The organism is Serratia sp. N21D137 (genome assembly GCF_047530005.1).
In the GTDB taxonomy this organism is placed as follows: Bacteria; Pseudomonadota; Gammaproteobacteria; order Enterobacterales; family Enterobacteriaceae; genus Chania; species Chania fonticola_B.
Genome location: NZ_JBLJAJ010000004.1, coordinates 68,856 through 85,202, shown reverse-complemented (window position 1 = coordinate 85,202; position 16,347 = coordinate 68,856). Strand labels below are relative to the sequence as shown.

Below are 16,347 nucleotides of genomic sequence, written 5' to 3'. Positions count from 1 at the left end.
CGGTAACCTATGACTAACAGCACTAACCAGCGCGAGTTTTTCCTGGATTCGATCCGGGCCTATTTGATGCTGCTGGGCATTCCTTTTCATCTTTCTCTGATTTACTCCAGCCACTCGTGGGCGGTAAACAGCGCGGCCCCGTCGTTTTCGCTGACGGTGCTGAACGACTTTATTCACGCCTTTCGCATGCAGGTGTTCTTCATTATCTCCGGCTACTTCTCCTACATGCTGTACGAACGCTATGACAGCCACCGCTGGTTGAAGGTACGCCTGGAGCGGGTTGCCATTCCGCTGTTGAGCTCTATCCCATTGATTACCCTGCCACAGTTTTTTTTACTCAAGAACTACACCGATAAATTAACCGGTTGGGATGATTTCACCCCTTATCAAAAAATAAACGTGGCGGTTTGGGAGTTGGTCTCCCATCTGTGGTTTTTATTAACCTTGTGCTTATTGACCTGCGCCTGTTTTTATCTGTTTAAAAAAATTAAGGCGATAAAAACGCCGATGGCACCGCGGCCAATAAATAAAATGACCACTCTCAGCAATATCTCATTGTGGTTTTTATTGTATGCCTTTATATACGGCGTGTTTCATCGCATTATTTTAATCACCGCCCCGCATTTACTGTCTAACGGTCTGTTCAACTTCGTGGTGATGGAAACCCTGTTCTACCTGCCGTTCTTCATTGTGGGTGCCTATGCGTTTAAGTACTCATGGCTGAAAGCGGTGTTCCTCAAACCCTCGTGGCCAGCCCTACTGGGCTCACTGCTGCTGTTGGTAGCCTACATGCTCAACCAGAAACTGCTGGCGCACAGCAGCTTCGGGTTTGAACTGGAGATCATGATCAAAGCCGTGCTCGGGGTCCTGATGGCCAACGTGGTGTTCGCATTTGGCCATGCGCTGCTCGATTTCCATTCGCCCCGCATTACCTATCTGGTCAACGCTTCGCTGTTTATCTATCTGGTTCACCATCCGCTGACGCTGATATACGGCGCCTTCGTGACTCCGCTGATCGATAATAATCTGCTGGGTTTCCTGCTGGGTCTGGTGTTCGTCTTTGCTTGCGCCTTCCTGTTATATGAATTGCACAAGCGCATCCCGCTGTTACGCTTCCTGTTCTCTGGTAAAGCCTAACCTCCTGTGTAAGGGCGTTGCTTGCAGCGCCCTGCAAACATAATGTGGCCCTCTCAAGGAGACCGCATGCTGCGCCCGCTTAGCTATAATTGATCGGTGGTCAGGCACATAGTGCTCAACCTATCACGACCCGTTGATGCAAAGTTGTGCTGGAGCATATTGCGGTGAGTTGTTATAACTACCGTGCATAAGAAAAAATCCACATCCCTGCCTTACGGTAGCGATTGGGCTCACGAACCCTAAGGGATGGCGCATCACCATCGCGTGCGCCGGTAACATTTCCCTTCCGTCACGACAGAGAGGATTTTTAATGACCGATAAACCGACCGCGGCAACCGAAGCCGTAGCAGAAAACGCCACACTACTGAAAATCTTGGGTAGACTGCTGTCCGCACTGGATTCTTCTATCAGTGGCAAAGATCGCAGCGTATTGGTCACCGAGCTTTCCAGCCTCAACCTGGACGGGATCTCTGAGGCCGAAAGGAAACTGGCAGCCGAATTAATCAAGCGTGCTCTGCAATCACTCGATCACTAACCTCCCGCCTGCTAACCATTAAGCCTCCTGCTGGGGGGTTAATGGTTTTTCATCAATAACCTGTTTCCTACCGTCCTCAATGAGCTGATAAATAGGCACAAAAACCGCAATACCCACCTTTCACCTCTCTTTTCATCAAAATTTGCGGCAAGTAGCAATAATGACACCGTTTTTTTGGCAATCAGCCTTGGCGTTGCACAGGACAAACAGGCTATTATGATGCGGTGTCTTTGCTTTGGCGCCCCCCCTTTCAGCTCAACTCGCAGGAGAACATTATTTTGGATGCCAGCACGATCAATAGCTTGTTCATCATCGGTGCCGTGTTGGTGGGAGCAAGTATTCTGCTCAGTTCTTTCTCTTCACGCCTGGGTATTCCCATTCTGGTGATCTTCTTGGCGATAGGCATGCTGGCCGGTGTTGACGGCCCTGGAGGCATCGCCTTCGATAACTATCCCGTCGCTTATCTGGTCAGTAACCTGGCTCTGGCCGTGATCCTGCTCGACGGCGGTATGCGTACTCGCGTCAGCTCCTTTCGTGTCGCGCTGTGGCCAGCATTGTCACTGGCTACCATCGGCGTACTGATCACCGCCGGTCTGACGGGCCTGGCCGCCGCCTGGCTGTTTAACCTCGATTTGATCCAGGGGCTACTGATCGGTGCCATTATTGGATCGACCGATGCGGCTGCGGTGTTCTCACTGTTGGGTGGCAAAGGCCTGAACGAGCGTGTCAGCGCGACGCTGGAAATTGAGTCCGGCAGCAACGACCCGATGGCGGTGTTTTTAACCATCACCCTGATTGCCATGATTTCCGCTGGTGAAACCTCGCTAAGCTGGATGTTCATCGTCCATCTCTTGCAGCAGTTCGGCATGGGCATCGTACTCGGCCTGGGCGGAGGCTGGTTGCTGATAACGCTAATCAATCACATCAAGCTGGCGGAAGGGTTGTATCCGCTGCTGGCGGTAAGCGGCGGCATCTTGATCTTTGCATTAACCACGGCCCTGGATGGCAGCGGCATTCTGGCGGTCTATCTGTGCGGCCTGCTGCTGGGTAACCGCCCAATCCGTAACTACCACGGCATTGTGCAAACCTTCGACGGCCTGGCCTGGCTGAGCCAGATCGGCATGTTCCTGGTGCTCGGCCTGTTGCTTAACCCGCACGACCTGTTGCCTATCGCCATCCCTGCCCTGCTGCTCTCGCTGTGGATGATCCTGTTTGCCCGCCCGATATCGGTGTTTATCGGCCTGCTGCCGTTTCGCAACTTCAACCTGCGCGAACGCATGTTTATCTCCTGGGTGGGTTTACGCGGCGCGGTGCCGGTGATCCTGGCGGTGTTTCCGATGATGGCCGGGCTACCCAATGCCAATCTGTTCTTTAACGTCGCGTTCTTTGTGGTGTTGGTTTCACTGCTGTTGCAGGGCACTTCGCTGTCCTTTGCCGCCAAAAAGGCCAAGGTGGTGGTGCCACCGGCATTAGCCCCGATCTCCCGCGTGGGGCTGGATGTTCATCAGGAAAACCAATGGGAGCAGTTTGTCTATCAGCTAAGCGCAGAAAACTGGTGCGTTGGCGCGGCGCTACGCGAACTCAAGATGCCACCGGGAACGCACATTGCCGCGCTGTTCCGTGGCAAAGAACTGTTACACCCTAGCGGCAGCACCCGCTTGCTGGAAGGCGATACTCTGTGCGTTATTGGCCATGAACACGATTTGCCTGCATTGGGTAAACTGTTCAGCCAGGCACCAACGGTTACGCTGGATGAGCGGTTCTTCGGTGATTTCATTCTGCAATCTGATGCGCGCCTGAGTGATATCTCTCAGGTCTACGGCCTGAATCTGCAAGACGGTGTGGACGATCAGCAAACGCTCGGCCAGTTCGTTAGCCGGTTAATCGGGGGCGAAGCCGTGGTGGGGGATCAGGTGGAATGGGATGGTTTGACCTGGACTATCGCGGAGATGGATGCTAATCAAATCAGCAAGATAGGCGTCAAGATCGTCACCGATTAACCCGTTAATCGCCATTAACCATTCCCTTGCGGGAACTAATCCGGCCCGGAAAACTCTTAATGACTGTCATTAATGCCCGCCCCAGCGTTGAGGTGGGCCGTTTGCGGCACATCAACCGTCGGATAAGATCTTGAGCAGCAAAACGAAGTTCTTTTCAGCCTTGACCGTCATCGCTTTAAGCGTTGCCTTGCTGGATTTGGGTATCGCCGATTTGGTCCATCGAATACTACTTGGATGATGTAACCTGATGCAAAAACAACAAGAGAAAGATTTACTGGGAAAAGTGCTGCTGACCGTTTCTGCCCTGTGCCTCGTTACCGTGGCCGGGCTGTTGATCTGGGGTTTCGTGCTGGATTGAGGCTATGTCTGGCGGGCGGGCATAAAAAAACCGCCGCAGCGGTTTTTTTGGCAATTCAATCAGATTTTGCAGCCTTCGCAGTCTTCTTCATCCTCAAGAATTTCAGGAACTTCCCTAGCCTTCTGCGCCGCATTTTTTTCTGCTTTGGCTAATTCATCATCAATGTCAAAATCAAAAATGTCATCACTCATCGCTATTTCCTAAGAATAGTCTCATGCCAACAGCTATTATAGCCAACCTCGACACCGGTGCAACCTATTCAGCTCAGCGCGGCCTGTGGCGCTGAAGGGGTAGCTAATTTTTTGGCATAAGCCAGATCGTAAACGTCATAGAAATCAATCTCGCCCTTGTTGGCGATGATTTCCTGCATACGGGTTTTCAACACCGAGCTTACCGTAGGTTCGTTCAACAGTGCCTCAATAGCCTGCGGCGACAGTGCGCGCGTAAAGTACCATTCCCCATTGTAACAAACTCGCAGATCCAGTACGCCGATGTCCTCAAAGCGGTAAACCGGCTTGATTTCTATCAGCAGCATGGCAAACATAAACAGCACAAAGGCAGTAAAACCCAGGAACGAATACAGCCCCATGTAGGGCACCGGGTACATCACCGCGATCACCGCAAAATAGCCAGCGAACATGGCAAAACACAGCCAGCGATGGGTACGTGCAAACTCGCTGTTGAAGCGCGGCTTACCATCACGCCCTTCCCGCCGGTTAATCTGTTCTATCTCCGCAACCAGGATGTTCTTAATCGTATCCATCGCCATACCTTAATGCCTCAGCGCATCGTGACTATCACCAATCTCAGCCCAAGCTATCACAATGACAGTTTATTGAGGTAGATCAATTCCTGCATTATTCGCCGCAAACTGTTATAGGATCAGCGTGACTGTGATGCCCTTCCCTGCCCCTGCGCGACCATAAACATACGCTGTGCAACATCATCCGCCTGCTTGATTTTACGTTTCTGCGGTTCGTCACAGCGATGTGCAGCACGTACATAGGCGATTTCATGTGCCTGATCGATCATCGAAATCACCTTGTCGCACGCTGTTTTATCCATATTACCCAAAATGGTGGTGATGATTGCCTGGTAGGCATTGGAGGCCGCAGTGAGTGCCTGTTCACGCGCTTCCAATGCCTCTATACGCTGCAAAAGCACTTGAAGCAGTTCGGTATCAGACATATCCACCTCCACTCACCAGGCAACGCTGCCTGTAATAAGTGTAGCAAGGGTTGCGCTATCATGATGGGTTTCAATATGTTGCTACTGGGATAGAATAGCGGCACATCCTTTGGGACCTTCAATACCTATAACAAGGAGCATCACATGCCATCAAAACGTTATCGTTCTATCCCGTTGCTTGCCGCGCTATTGCTTTGCGCCTGCACCGCGTCACAAAGCAGCGTTGAAAGACATGCACGCCATGCCACTTATCAGTTGGCGAATGCGCATTTCGACCCCAACACGCAGACCAATATCTCGAAGTCAGCTAAAACCGCCATCCCGTTCTTCGAGCAGTTCTACCAGACAGGAAAAAAAGATCGCCAAGATAGACTGACCCGTGAACAGGCACAGCAAAGGGTGAATGAGTTCCGCAACCCTGATTTTTTACCTGAATCAGAGCAAAAGGCGACAATGTATAATCAATCCTATACGGCTGACTCGCCGAAAAAACAGCGCGAGATCCTGCTCGAAAATGCTATCGCCACTTACTGGGATGGCTATGACGGCAAGCCTTAACCAGACGACCAGCTAACAGCACCGCCTCTGCTCTTGCGTCTGTGTGGGGGCCTTAACTCTGTATCATTCCTGTACTGTTCGGGGACATCGTAGACAGGTGTTCGGGGACATACTGAACACTTTTCACCCCCCTTTATTGATGAAAATCCACCCATCCCTCAGACTTTCCTGCCGTAAAAGTCACTGAAAAACATAACATTTTTTACTCGGTTTGATTCAAGCTCCAGATAACGCTAAGCTATATGACAAGAAAAACTAATCCTAAGGATGACTTTTTTTGTTTAAAACCCTAATTATTGTGATGAGACTCTCAGAAAAAACCACGAGGACGATCTGCAAAACAGAGGTAACATTAGCCTGACTGATATCTTGACCAATAAAAATGAGCGGGCCGACGAACTCGCCGACGATCAATTTTGCATGGGATGATTTATGAAGCTAAGAAAAAAAAAGCATAAACCACTACAGATTAATGACATCACTATTATTGATGACAGCAAGTTAAAAAAAGCCATTACCGCCGCCGCGTTAGGCAACGCCATGGAATGGTTTGACTTCGGTGTTTACGGCTTTGTCGCCTACGCACTTGGCCAGGTGTTCTTCCCTGGCGCCTCGCCTGGCGTGCAAATGATTGCCGCTCTGGCCACCTTCTCGGTTCCTTTCCTGGTACGTCCTTTGGGCGGTGTCTTCTTCGGTGCCATGGGCGATAAATTCGGCCGCCAGAAAGTGTTATCCGTTACCATCATTATTATGGCGATCAGTACCTTCTGTATCGGCCTGATCCCGTCCCACGCCTCGATTGGCATCTGGGCCCCTATCCTGCTGTTGCTGGCCAAACTGGCACAGGGCTTCTCCGTCGGTGGGGAGTATTCTGGCGCAGCCATCTTTGTGGCCGAGTATTCACCGGACCGTAAACGCGGATTTATGGGCAGTTGGCTCGACTTTGGCTCCATCGCCGGCTTCGTATTAGGGGCAGGTGTGGTGGTACTTATCTCCAGCATCGTGGGTGAGGCCAACTTCCTCGACTGGGGCTGGCGTATTCCGTTCTTCCTGGCAGCACCGCTGGGGATAATTGGCCTGTATTTGCGCCACGCCTTGGAAGAAACGCCAGCGTTCCAGCAGCATATGGACAAAATGGAACAGAACGATCGTGCGGCCATTGAGAACCCGCCGAAAACCTCGTTCAAAGAGATCGCTACCAAGCACTGGAGAAGCCTGCTGGTGTGCGTAGGTATCGTGATCTCAACCAACGTGACCTACTACATGCTGCTGACCTACATGCCAAGCTACCTGTCGCATAACCTGCACTATTCCGAAGACCACGGCGTGCTGATTATCATTGCCATCATGCTAGGTATGTTGTTCGTCCAGCCACTGGTCGGCATGACCAGCGACCGCATTGGCCGTAAACCCTTCATCATTGGCGGTAGCCTCGGTCTGCTGGTGCTGGCCATCCCTAGCTTTATCTTGATCAACAGTAACGTTATTGGCCTGATTTTTGTTGGCCTGTTGATACTGGCCGTGTTGCTCAACTCCTTTATCGGGGTAATGGCCTCCATTCTGCCTGCGATGTTCCCTACCCACATCCGTTACAGCGCGCTGGCGATTTCATTCAATATCTCGGTACTGGTTGCGGGTGTCACACCAACGCTGGCCGCCTGGCTGGTCGAAACCACCGGTAACCTGTATATGCCAGCCTATTATCTGATGGTGGTAGCCGCGATTGGTCTGGTTACCGGCCTGTATATGAAAGAAACGGCCAACAAGCCGCTGCGCGGTGCTGCTCCTGCCGCCTCTGACCGCTCAGAAGCCAAAGAGCTGCTGCAGGAAACTTACGATAATATCGAGCAGAAAGTGGAAGATATCAGCCAGCAAATCGCCGATTTGGAGAAGAAAAAGCAAACGCTGATCGACCAGCATCCAAAACTGGATTAATTCTCCTCGGTGAACAAACAGGCCAGAGCTCGTTAGCGTAACGACTCTGGCCTTTTTATTAGTCTCAATGGGCGCTGCATGAAGCCGGTCAAGATGTTGTCAGCGGCCTCGTTCAACTTAGCCAGGTTATGAACCCGTAGCAGATTCGCTAGGAAGTCTTAATGCCATTTGTCGATGGTTTTACCGTCACGATAAAAATACCCGCCATAATGACCAGCAGGCCAATACCCAGCGTGAGAGTCAATTGCTCCCCCAGGAAGACAACGGACATCAGTAAGCCTATCACCGGCACCCCGAGCATCGCCGTTGACATGCTGGTGCTCGACAACCACATGCTGGCGGCATTCACCGCAACAAAGCAGAACGCGGTCGCCAGCGGGCCCATAAACAGCAGTATTTCGATTAACGATGTAGAACCATCGCCGGTATATGGCCCTTCGCATACCCGAGCCATCAACGCCAACGGTACGCTTGCCAGCAGCATCTGCCAGGGAGCAAGCTCATACGCGCTGCACACTCCTTTATGATAACGCAAGTGCAAAATGCACATCGCCCAGGCAAAGGAGGCCGTCAGCAACATCAGGTTAGCCACAATCAGAACCTTATCGCCCCAGTTAAACGTGAACGGGTTGAACAGTACAATGACCCCTACACCACCCAGCAACGATCCCATCAGTTGCCGACGCGAAAGCGACTGCCGGAAAAATAACACAGCGATAGGCGTGACCCAGAGCGGCGTGGTGTAAGCCAGGATAGCGGATCTGCCTGCAGGCACTTCGGTCATGGCAAAGGCACCGAGCACGGTAAATGTCAGCATTTGCAGCAGCCCGACGCTCACCACTAACGGCCAATCCTTGCGGGGCGGGAATCGCAACTTTTTGGTCAATATCTGTAGAGCAAACAGGCACAGCGCACCACTGACAAATCGGGTGGTAGAAAGCCAAATCGGCGTCATATGTGAAAGCCCTGCCTTCATCACCGGCCAGTTCGCCCCCCAAATCACAATGGCCCCAACCAGCAGCAGGACGCCTTTGATTTTCACGCTATCAGGCGCATAGCTCTGCACGCTGGGCGAGCCGGTTAAGTAATTACCCTCAGTATCCACAGCGGTTTCTCATCCATTCATGCAATATGCTAATTTTATCTGGATAACCGGGGAAACTTTCTCTTATTATGTTTTTCAAATCGGTTTTTATGAGTCATTTTAACCTCATAAATCACATTTTAAGGGTAAATTTTCTCATATGAAGAAGCTTGATCGCACAGACGTTGCCATTCTGAACTCGATGCAAACTAACTCGAGGATCACCAATGCTGAGCTTGCCCGTTCGGTCAATCTATCCCCAACCCCCTGCTTCAACCGTGTAAAAGCCATGGAGGAGTTGGGCATCATCAGGGGACAAGTGACCTTGCTGGAACCGGCTGTGCTTGGGCTCCATGTGAACGTATTTATTCAGGTGAGTTTGGAAAAGCAGGTTGAAGGTGCACTCAGCAACTTTGAACAGGCCATTGATCAGCGCCCAGAAGTGATGGAGTGTTACCTGATGACGGGCGATGCCGATTATCTGCTGCGGGTATTGGTGCCCGATATCCGCGCGCTTGAGCGTTTCATTCTGGATCATCTGACCAAGATACCGGGCGTAGCCAACATCCGCTCCAGCTTTGCCCTCAAGCAGGTACGCTATAAAACGGCGCTGCCGCTACCGGCCGAAGGCATCAGCATAGTCTCGACGAAATAGCCGTTTGATCACGAGTCACGCCTGAGCTGACAAACTTCAACCTGAAATAAACTGCGCGGAAACGGGCGCCTCCACGCATAGAAGGATTATTTTTTCTTGGCTGTAGTCGGGTTTGGTTTGGCTTTCTTTGGCTTGGCAACGACTTCTGCAGCAACGGTTGACTCTTTAACCGCTGGAGCCGATGTCTTGGCCCTCGATTTTGCCGCTACGGGGGCCTTGTCGACATTGTTTTTTGCTTTGGCCGCAACCACTGCAGGTTTACTTGGCAATGTAGCCATCTTAACCTCCGAGGCGGGGAGCGCTGTAGGGTTGTCCTTAGCCTGAACAGCACCGGGCTCTGCAGCTAATGCCTTATACTTTTCCACCAGGTTTTGGTAAGTGTTTAACGCTTTGGCACCATTAAAGGCGTTGTCAATTTTCCCTGCGCGGATCAACTCGATAACCACCTGCTGGGCCGCTAGCTCTGGATGTTTCGCCGGGTTAATAATCTCAATTTCAAATTCCATCGTCATCTCCTGAGTGAATAGCCGAGTCTTGTAGCATACCAGTTGCCGCTGGCAACAAAATCGGGCTGAATCCATTCAATTTATAAATCGACGATAGAGAAGCCATAGCGCTCCGTTTATATTCGACCACCGTGCTTCGTTGCTTGTTGAATCGCGTTAAGGGCTATTGAGTGCTAGATTTAGATATACCCCTCAGCCACCGAAATACCCGGTCTGTTTCCGTGGCAATAGATCGGCTCATGTTTGGAGGAACTACAATGTCAAAAAATGCTGCTCTTATGCTGACACTTACCCTACTTGGCATCACCCCAGCCCACGCCATCAACGCAAAATTTGCCCAGCAGTTGGAGCGTTCTGGCTGTACCCAAGTGACCGAGGCTCAAGGCTGTGACATTCACAAAACCAAGGCCGAGAATGCCAAGGCCGGCTTTGGAGCCGCCCCCACTGCTGACACCAGTGTCAGCCCATATGCCGGTGAGTGGGTTGCCACCTTTCCAGAGACGGGGGCCAAGGTAGCGACAATCCGTATCGATGGTAAGGATCGTGTATTGGTCAACGGCAAGCAGGTCAAAGCAAAAAAATCTGATGGCGCGCTGGTGTTCAGAAGTGGCACCATCACTTATACCATTCAAGGAGATCGTCGCCTCAAGGGGGAAGATGTCTGGGTGGATAATGATGCAGGCAGCAAAGGAGTGATTAACGCCAAATAGAGGGTATCAGTTGTGCTATTTTTAACCAGACCGCGTGTTTCGGGAGCAAAAAAGCCCCGGCGACTGAGCAGGAGCTTTTCTATAAGGCTGTGGTGGTCGGTGCTGACCTCCGGCATGTGACAGGATGACAATATTCACATTCTGGCCCCTGCACATTCACCACGTATTCAGTTCACCCATCAGCTTACGATATGTATCGGTTGCGGATAGCTTTGCTTGCGCATTACGCAGCAGCCTCGCAAAGCTGCTCTGTGATGGTCAATCAAAACCGCCCAGAGGCGGCCAAAATGAATATAATTAGGTTAATATCCTTCTTCATGTCATGACATTTACTTCCATGTCCAATCCGGAACCTCAAAAGGAAACACCTTGAACGTTGCAGTGGCCGTCGCGATAATATCCCCAACCTCGTTAAACAATTCACCAGATGTAAATATAATCGAACTCTTTGCATCAGCATTGCGTCCTCTGCCATAAATTTTCCCTGGGTAAGCTGCATAGACAAAGTTAGTCTTGGACTCAATGGTTATAGCAACTTTTTATAAATTCAACCTGGTTGCAAAACGCGGCGCCCTTCAGATTTCGAATAGGCAATCAGCGAAGTCTACTTTCGTGGGGTAATTCTGCACGCCAAATATTCATCGTTCCTATCTGTCCGGCGCAAATTTGTAATGAGGCCTGAAGCGCCAGAGTGTAGCTAAGCGTATTCGTTCTTCACCAACCGTCAGGATCCAGATATACCCGGGACAGCTTTAACGCACATTGGATGAAGCCTAACAAGGCAGCATCGGAGAAGCACCTAAGCCTGAGTTTTGATTTCACGTTCCACGATTTGAAAGTAAAAGGCATCGCTGCTCTGAGCGGAAGCCTGTACGACCAGCAAGCAGTATCTGGCCACAAGAACGTGAGGCAAACGGCACGGTATGATCGGAAAATTGCGGTTGTGACGGTGTTCGGCGGCCAGAATAGGGTGAAATGATATGGCAAAGGATGATTTCAGGCACAAAAAAACCGCCTCTCGGCGGTACGACATTACTACATATTGCTTTGATTATTCTTAGTGTATTTTCCTGGTACCCGGGGCGGGACTTGAACCCGCACAGCCATAAGCCGAGGGATTTTAAATCCCTTGTGTCTACCGATTTCACCACCCGGGCTCGGGAAAATTGGAGGCGCGTTCCGGAGTCGAACCGGACTAGACGGATTTGCAATCCGCTACATAACCGCTTTGTTAACGCGCCTTAATTCTGTTTGCCTTTGCAGGCTAAAGCTCGCAATCACCAGCTTTACTAAATTTGGAGCGGGAAACGAGACTCGAACTCGCGACCCCGACCTTGGCAAGGTCGTGCTCTACCAACTGAGCTATTCCCGCATTAATCAGAACTTGCTGATTTTTTTAAATCTTTTGGCAACTCACCGCTGCCGTCTGATGCGATGCATTCTACTTATCTGGCGTGGTGAGTCAATAAAATTGTTATCTCACCGGGTTCGTTTGCCGATTTTTACATCGCTTCGATCAAGGTTCCAGCAAATCGCGGCGTGCCGCGTTCAAATATTGGAACATTGACCAGAAGGTCAGCACGGCTGCGATGTACAGCAAGCCGAACGACAGATACTCCACCGTAGGCTCTGGCCGCCACAACAGGCCAACCAATGACATCATCTGCGCCATGGTTTTCACCTTGCCAATCCACGAAACCGCCACGCTGCTGCGCTTGCCGATTTCCGCCATCCATTCGCGCAACGACGAGATAATGATCTCGCGGGCAATCATGGTTGCCGCAGGCAGAGTGATCCACCAGGTGTGATAATGCTCCGCTACCAGCACCAGGGCCACCGCCACCATCACCTTATCGGCAACCGGATCGAGGAACGCACCAAAGCGGGTTGTCTGCTTCCAGCGACGGGCTAAAAAGCCGTCAAACCAGTCGGTTACAGCAGCAAACACGAAAATGACCGCACAGAGCATGGGAGCCCAGACGAACGGCAGGTAAAACGCCAGGACGAAGAATGGGATCAAAACTACGCGGAACAGGGTAAGCCAAGTCGGTATATTCAATTGCATAATGCTGGTAACTATCTGGCTGGAGTGGAAATTAAGAGTATGTTGCTACATTGCCCTCAGTGTTTCAATGCATTGTAGATCTTTTCTGCCAATGCTTGTGAAATACCCGGCACTTTTGCAATTTCCTCAACGCTGGCGTTCAATAATGGTTGAAGTCCACCCATATACTTCAACAGCACCTGACGCCGTTTTGGCCCAACGCCGTCAATCAGTTCAAGGGCGCTGGTGTTTTTGACTTTCGCCCGTTTCTGGCGATGGCCGGTGATCGCATGGTTGTGTGAGTCATCACGAATATGCTGGATCACGTGCAGTGCCGGCGAGTCCGAAGGTAGCGAAATCCCCTCCCCCTCAGGGACGAAGAACAACGTCTCCAGCCCGGCTTTGCGATCGCTGCCTTTGGCAATACCGATCAACAATGGTTTGTTCTTGTCCCAGGTCACGTTCAGCGAATTGAACACGTCAATCGCCATACCCAGTTGCCCTTTCCCGCCATCAATAAAGATGACGTCCGGGATCTTGCTCTCTTCCAGAGCTTTACCATAGCGCCGTTTCAGCACTTGCGCCATCGCGGCATAGTCATCACCCGGCGTGATGCCGGTAATATTGTAGCGCCGATACTCCGAGCGCAGTGGACCATTGCTATCGAACACCACGCAGGAAGCCACGGTCTGCTCGCCCATGGTGTGGCTGATATCGAAACACTCCATCCGGTTTATTTCGGTCAGGTTCAGCGTTTTCGCCAGTTCCGCCAGCCGCTGATGGATAGTCGATTGCTGAGAAAGCTTGGTGACCAGCGCCGTCGAGGCATTGGTACGTGCCAGCTTCAAGTAGCGGGCACGGTCGCCACGCGGCTTGCTCTGGATCTGGATCTTGCGGCCAGCCAGTTCGCTTAGCGAGCTAGCCAGCAGATCTTTTTCCGGTAACGTAAAGTCCAGCAGGATCTCGGCTGGCAAAGTGCGCGCCTGGCTGCCTTGTAAATAGAACTGGCCCACAAAGGTCTGCACCACTTCACTCAATTCTGTACCACCCGGCACTTTCGGGAAGTAGCTGCGGCTGCCTAACACTTTACCCTGGCGAATAAACAGCACGTGTACGCAGGCCATACCCGCATCGAAAGCCACGCCGATCACGTCCAGATCGTCGCTGTCTCCTGAGACAAACTGCTTTTCCGTTACTCGCCGTACCGCCTGGATCTGATCGCGGATGCGCGCAGCTTCTTCAAAATTGAGCAGTTTGCTGGCGTTTTCCATCCGCGCAATCAACTGGTGCAAGACCTGCTGATCCTTACCGGACAGAAACAGGCGCACATAGTCTACTTGCTGACGGTAATCTTCCTCACTCACCAAACCGGCGACGCATGGCCCCAGACAACGGCCAATCTGATACTGCAGGCAAGGACGGGAGCGATTGCGGTAGACGCTGTTATCGCATTGACGCACGGGGAACAGTTTTTGCAGCAGCGCCAGCGTTTCACGCACAGCGTAAGAATTGGGGAACGGGCCAAAGTATTCACCTTTGGCATGCTTGGCACCACGGTGTACCGTCAGCCGTGGGTGGCTATCGGCACTCAAAAAAATCAGCGGATAGGATTTATCGTCACGCAACAGAACGTTATATCGGGGCTGATACAGCTTGATATAATTATGTTCCAACAGTAGCGCCTCGGTTTCCGTATGGGTAACGGTAACGTCAATTTGCGCGATATTTTTGACCAGCGTTTCCGTCTTGCGGCTACTGACCTGAGTGCGAAAATAGCTCGCGAGACGTTTTTTCAGGTCCTTGGCTTTACCCACATAGATCACCGTCCCCGCCAGATCATACATGCGATATACGCCAGGCTGACTGGTTACGGTTTTAAGAAATGCCGGTGCATCAAAACGATCATTCACTGCTTAACAATGTCTCCGCGTTGAACAGCCCGTGTCTGATCGCCAGATGGGTCAATTCAACATCCCCGCTGATATTCAGCTTGGTGAACATACGATAACGATAACTATTCACTGTTTTAGGGCTGAGATTCAGCTGTTCTGAAATCTCATTCACTTTCTTCCCTTTAGTGATCATCAACATAATTTGTAATTCACGCTCAGACAAGGTACTGAACGGGTTTTCCGCCTGCGGCTCCAACTGGCTTAATGCCATTTGCTGGGCGATGTCCGAAGCGATGTAGCGCTGGCCGGCATGTACCGAACGGATCGCATTAATCACCTCTTGCGGTGCTGCGCCTTTGCTCAGATAGCCAGCTGCGCCCGCCTGCATCACCTTGGCAGGCAACGGATTCTCAGTATGAATAGTCAACATGATGACTTTGATATCGGGCGTGTAACGCACAATCTTACGGGTGGCTTCCAGCCCCCCAATACCCGGCATATTCATATCCATCAAAACGATATCGACAGTGTTGCCGCGGCACCATTTTACGGCATCTTCACCGCATTGTGCTTCGCCAACAACTTTAATGCCTTTGATATCTTCAAGAATGCGTCGTATCCCTGCGCGCACCAGTTCGTGGTCATCAACAAGAAGAACGCTAATCAAGGAAAATTCTCCAAAATAAGGGAGTAACGCAATCAATCAGCCTCTGTCATCTAAACAGATATTACTTGGTTTTCAGCAAAGAATGAATACAGATTAATACTTACTCTCGGTTAACTATGGCCAGGTTTGTCGACCCCTGTACCACCTTTGTTACGATTAAAGCACTGGTTAACGGATAAAAAACCATCAAGCCTATTAGGCTCAATACATTACCACCATGATACGCCATTTTACGCCTTCTGGCGGGAAAATTAATCGCTGTTTTCACAAAACCAGATAATAACCACCCTGCCAATTATCACCCGTAACTATATGAATTACAAAAAAATAACAAAATTACGCCATTTTTAATCACGTACAAACCGCTGTAGGTAAACCCTTATTCAGAATACATAACCGTTGTAGATGGGGAAAAAGGTGACATTTCAAGAGAAAATAACCGTCCTAAATGTCAATAGCTTGCAGATGAAATAGTTATTCATCACGTCGAATTAAGCCAGTATTACTTTATAAAATCCACGTTATCTGAAAGCGCACATCCCGTCGCTAACTATAAATGAGTATACAGAGGAATTACACCTCTAGCGCAAAAAAATGCCCTGCCGACCAGCCCTAACGGGCATCGTGCCCTCGCCACGCGGCCTCAGCGATACGAACTGCCGATGCTGTGATATACTCCGCGCCCTAAATGAGGCACGGGGTCTGCCTGGGTGGGTCGGCAGCGGGTTGTTGTGCATCAAACCACATTTCATATTTCACTTCAGGCTTACGCCTTAAAATTCAGGAGATAAAATGAGCAACGTTGACTTCACTACGTCTGCAAACCCGCAAGCGTTGGCCACCGAAGTGGCCTGCCTCAAAGCCACTTTGACGTTGATATTAAAGGCAATTGGCCAGGCTGATGCCGGTAAAGTGATCATCAATCTGGAACGTTTTGCCGCTCAGGTAGATGACCCGGATCAGGCTGAAATCTTCAAGAACAGTATTCAGCAGATCAAGCACGCCTACCGCCAATAATCCGTGCGCTATCAGGCCCCCGTTTGGGGTCTGATAACGGCTTGGCGATGTAATTAGCGCC

At 50.9% G+C, this 16,347-nt stretch carries 17 protein-coding genes and 3 tRNA genes; 9 read left to right on the top strand and 11 right to left on the bottom strand.

The window, feature by feature from the left end:
• Positions 1–9 precede the first annotated feature (9 nt).
• From mdoC to ACMV5H_RS04815, 3 genes are all read left to right on the top strand, one after another.
• The gene (gene mdoC / locus ACMV5H_RS04825; RefSeq protein ID WP_115158357.1) at positions 10–1,137 is read left to right on the top strand and encodes a glucans biosynthesis protein MdoC; all 1,128 of its coding nucleotides are present in this window, start codon (positions 10–12) and stop codon (positions 1,135–1,137) included.
• A 310-nt stretch (positions 1,138–1,447) separates the two neighbouring features.
• Positions 1,448–1,672: a hypothetical protein gene (locus ACMV5H_RS04820; RefSeq protein WP_021178338.1), complete on the top strand. Its 225-nt coding sequence runs from the start codon at positions 1,448–1,450 to the stop codon at positions 1,670–1,672.
• Positions 1,673–1,950: 278 nt separating this feature from the next.
• Positions 1,951–3,672 (top strand): potassium/proton antiporter, encoded by a 1,722-nt coding sequence (locus ACMV5H_RS04815; protein WP_021804745.1) that lies wholly within the window; start codon positions 1,951–1,953, stop codon positions 3,670–3,672.
• A 417-nt stretch (positions 3,673–4,089) separates the two neighbouring features.
• On the opposite strand, the gene ACMV5H_RS04810 is transcribed toward ACMV5H_RS04815, so the two are convergent.
• The 3 genes from ACMV5H_RS04810 to ACMV5H_RS04800 form a co-directional block, all read right to left on the bottom strand.
• The gene (locus ACMV5H_RS04810) at positions 4,090–4,221 is read right to left on the bottom strand and encodes a hypothetical protein (RefSeq protein WP_021178340.1); all 132 of its coding nucleotides are present in this window, start codon (positions 4,219–4,221) and stop codon (positions 4,090–4,092) included.
• A 68-nt stretch (positions 4,222–4,289) separates the two neighbouring features.
• On the bottom strand, positions 4,290–4,793 hold the full coding sequence (locus tag ACMV5H_RS04805) for a YlaC family protein (protein ID WP_179248025.1): 504 nt from the start codon (positions 4,791–4,793) through the stop codon (positions 4,290–4,292).
• Positions 4,794–4,912: 119 nt separating this feature from the next.
• On the bottom strand, positions 4,913–5,218 hold the full coding sequence (locus ACMV5H_RS04800; protein ID WP_021804748.1) for a hypothetical protein: 306 nt from the start codon (positions 5,216–5,218) through the stop codon (positions 4,913–4,915).
• Positions 5,219–5,362: 144 nt separating this feature from the next.
• Here ACMV5H_RS04800 and ACMV5H_RS04795 point away from each other — a divergent pair, with 144 nt between their 5' ends.
• Together ACMV5H_RS04795 and proP are read left to right on the top strand one after the other, a co-directional pair.
• Positions 5,363–5,776 (top strand): Exc2 family lipoprotein, encoded by a 414-nt coding sequence (locus ACMV5H_RS04795; RefSeq protein WP_414821524.1) that lies wholly within the window; start codon positions 5,363–5,365, stop codon positions 5,774–5,776.
• A 432-nt stretch (positions 5,777–6,208) separates the two neighbouring features.
• Positions 6,209–7,711: a glycine betaine/L-proline transporter ProP gene (proP, locus tag ACMV5H_RS04790; RefSeq protein WP_021178344.1), complete on the top strand. Its 1,503-nt coding sequence runs from the start codon at positions 6,209–6,211 to the stop codon at positions 7,709–7,711.
• A gap of 148 nt (positions 7,712–7,859) precedes the next feature.
• On the opposite strand, the gene ACMV5H_RS04785 is transcribed toward proP, so the two are convergent.
• Positions 7,860–8,816: a DMT family transporter gene (locus ACMV5H_RS04785; protein ID WP_414821523.1), complete on the bottom strand. Its 957-nt coding sequence runs from the start codon at positions 8,814–8,816 to the stop codon at positions 7,860–7,862.
• A 139-nt stretch (positions 8,817–8,955) separates the two neighbouring features.
• On the opposite strand from ACMV5H_RS04785, the gene ACMV5H_RS04780 reads away from it, so the two are divergent.
• Entirely contained in the window at positions 8,956–9,450 is a 495-nt protein-coding gene (locus ACMV5H_RS04780) for an Lrp/AsnC family transcriptional regulator (protein ID WP_024485698.1), read from the top strand.
• Positions 9,451–9,536: 86 nt separating this feature from the next.
• Here ACMV5H_RS04780 and ACMV5H_RS04775 read toward each other — a convergent pair whose 3' ends face one another.
• Complete coding sequence (locus tag ACMV5H_RS04775; RefSeq protein WP_115158355.1) at positions 9,537–9,956, bottom strand: hypothetical protein; 420 nt, start codon at positions 9,954–9,956, stop codon at positions 9,537–9,539.
• A gap of 257 nt (positions 9,957–10,213) precedes the next feature.
• Between ACMV5H_RS04775 and ACMV5H_RS04770 the strand changes: the two genes are divergently transcribed.
• Positions 10,214–10,666 (top strand): hypothetical protein, encoded by a 453-nt coding sequence (locus tag ACMV5H_RS04770; RefSeq protein WP_021804754.1) that lies wholly within the window; start codon positions 10,214–10,216, stop codon positions 10,664–10,666.
• A gap of 766 nt (positions 10,667–11,432) precedes the next feature.
• Complete coding sequence (locus tag ACMV5H_RS04765; protein WP_414821522.1) at positions 11,433–11,645, top strand: integrase; 213 nt, start codon at positions 11,433–11,435, stop codon at positions 11,643–11,645.
• A gap of 92 nt (positions 11,646–11,737) precedes the next feature.
• Here the strand turns inward: ACMV5H_RS04765 and ACMV5H_RS04760 are convergent.
• The 6 genes from ACMV5H_RS04760 to uvrY all read right to left on the bottom strand — a co-directional run bounded on the left by ACMV5H_RS04760 (position 11,738) and on the right by uvrY (position 15,269).
• Positions 11,738–11,823, bottom strand: a tRNA-Leu gene (locus tag ACMV5H_RS04760).
• A gap of 10 nt (positions 11,824–11,833) precedes the next feature.
• A tRNA-Cys gene (locus ACMV5H_RS04755) sits at positions 11,834–11,907 on the bottom strand.
• 55 nt (positions 11,908–11,962) lie between these two features.
• Positions 11,963–12,038: transfer RNA gene (locus ACMV5H_RS04750), tRNA-Gly, on the bottom strand.
• Between the two features lie 144 nt (positions 12,039–12,182).
• Positions 12,183–12,731 carry a CDP-diacylglycerol--glycerol-3-phosphate 3-phosphatidyltransferase gene (gene pgsA / locus ACMV5H_RS04745; RefSeq protein ID WP_021804755.1) on the bottom strand — a complete coding sequence of 183 codons (549 nt, stop codon included), beginning with the start codon at positions 12,729–12,731 and terminating at the stop codon, positions 12,183–12,185.
• 56 nt (positions 12,732–12,787) lie between these two features.
• Entirely contained in the window at positions 12,788–14,620 is a 1,833-nt protein-coding gene (uvrC, locus tag ACMV5H_RS04740) for an excinuclease ABC subunit UvrC (RefSeq protein WP_414821521.1), read from the bottom strand.
• Positions 14,613–15,269, bottom strand: a complete 657-nt coding sequence (uvrY, locus tag ACMV5H_RS04735; RefSeq protein ID WP_021178351.1) for a UvrY/SirA/GacA family response regulator transcription factor — start codon at positions 15,267–15,269, stop codon at positions 14,613–14,615. Before uvrY ends, uvrC begins: the two co-directional genes overlap by 8 nt.
• Positions 15,270–16,061: 792 nt before the next feature.
• Between uvrY and ACMV5H_RS04730 the strand changes: the two genes are divergently transcribed.
• Positions 16,062–16,286 (top strand): DUF2594 family protein, encoded by a 225-nt coding sequence (locus tag ACMV5H_RS04730; RefSeq protein ID WP_021178352.1) that lies wholly within the window; start codon positions 16,062–16,064, stop codon positions 16,284–16,286.
• Positions 16,287–16,347: the final 61 nt, after the last annotated feature.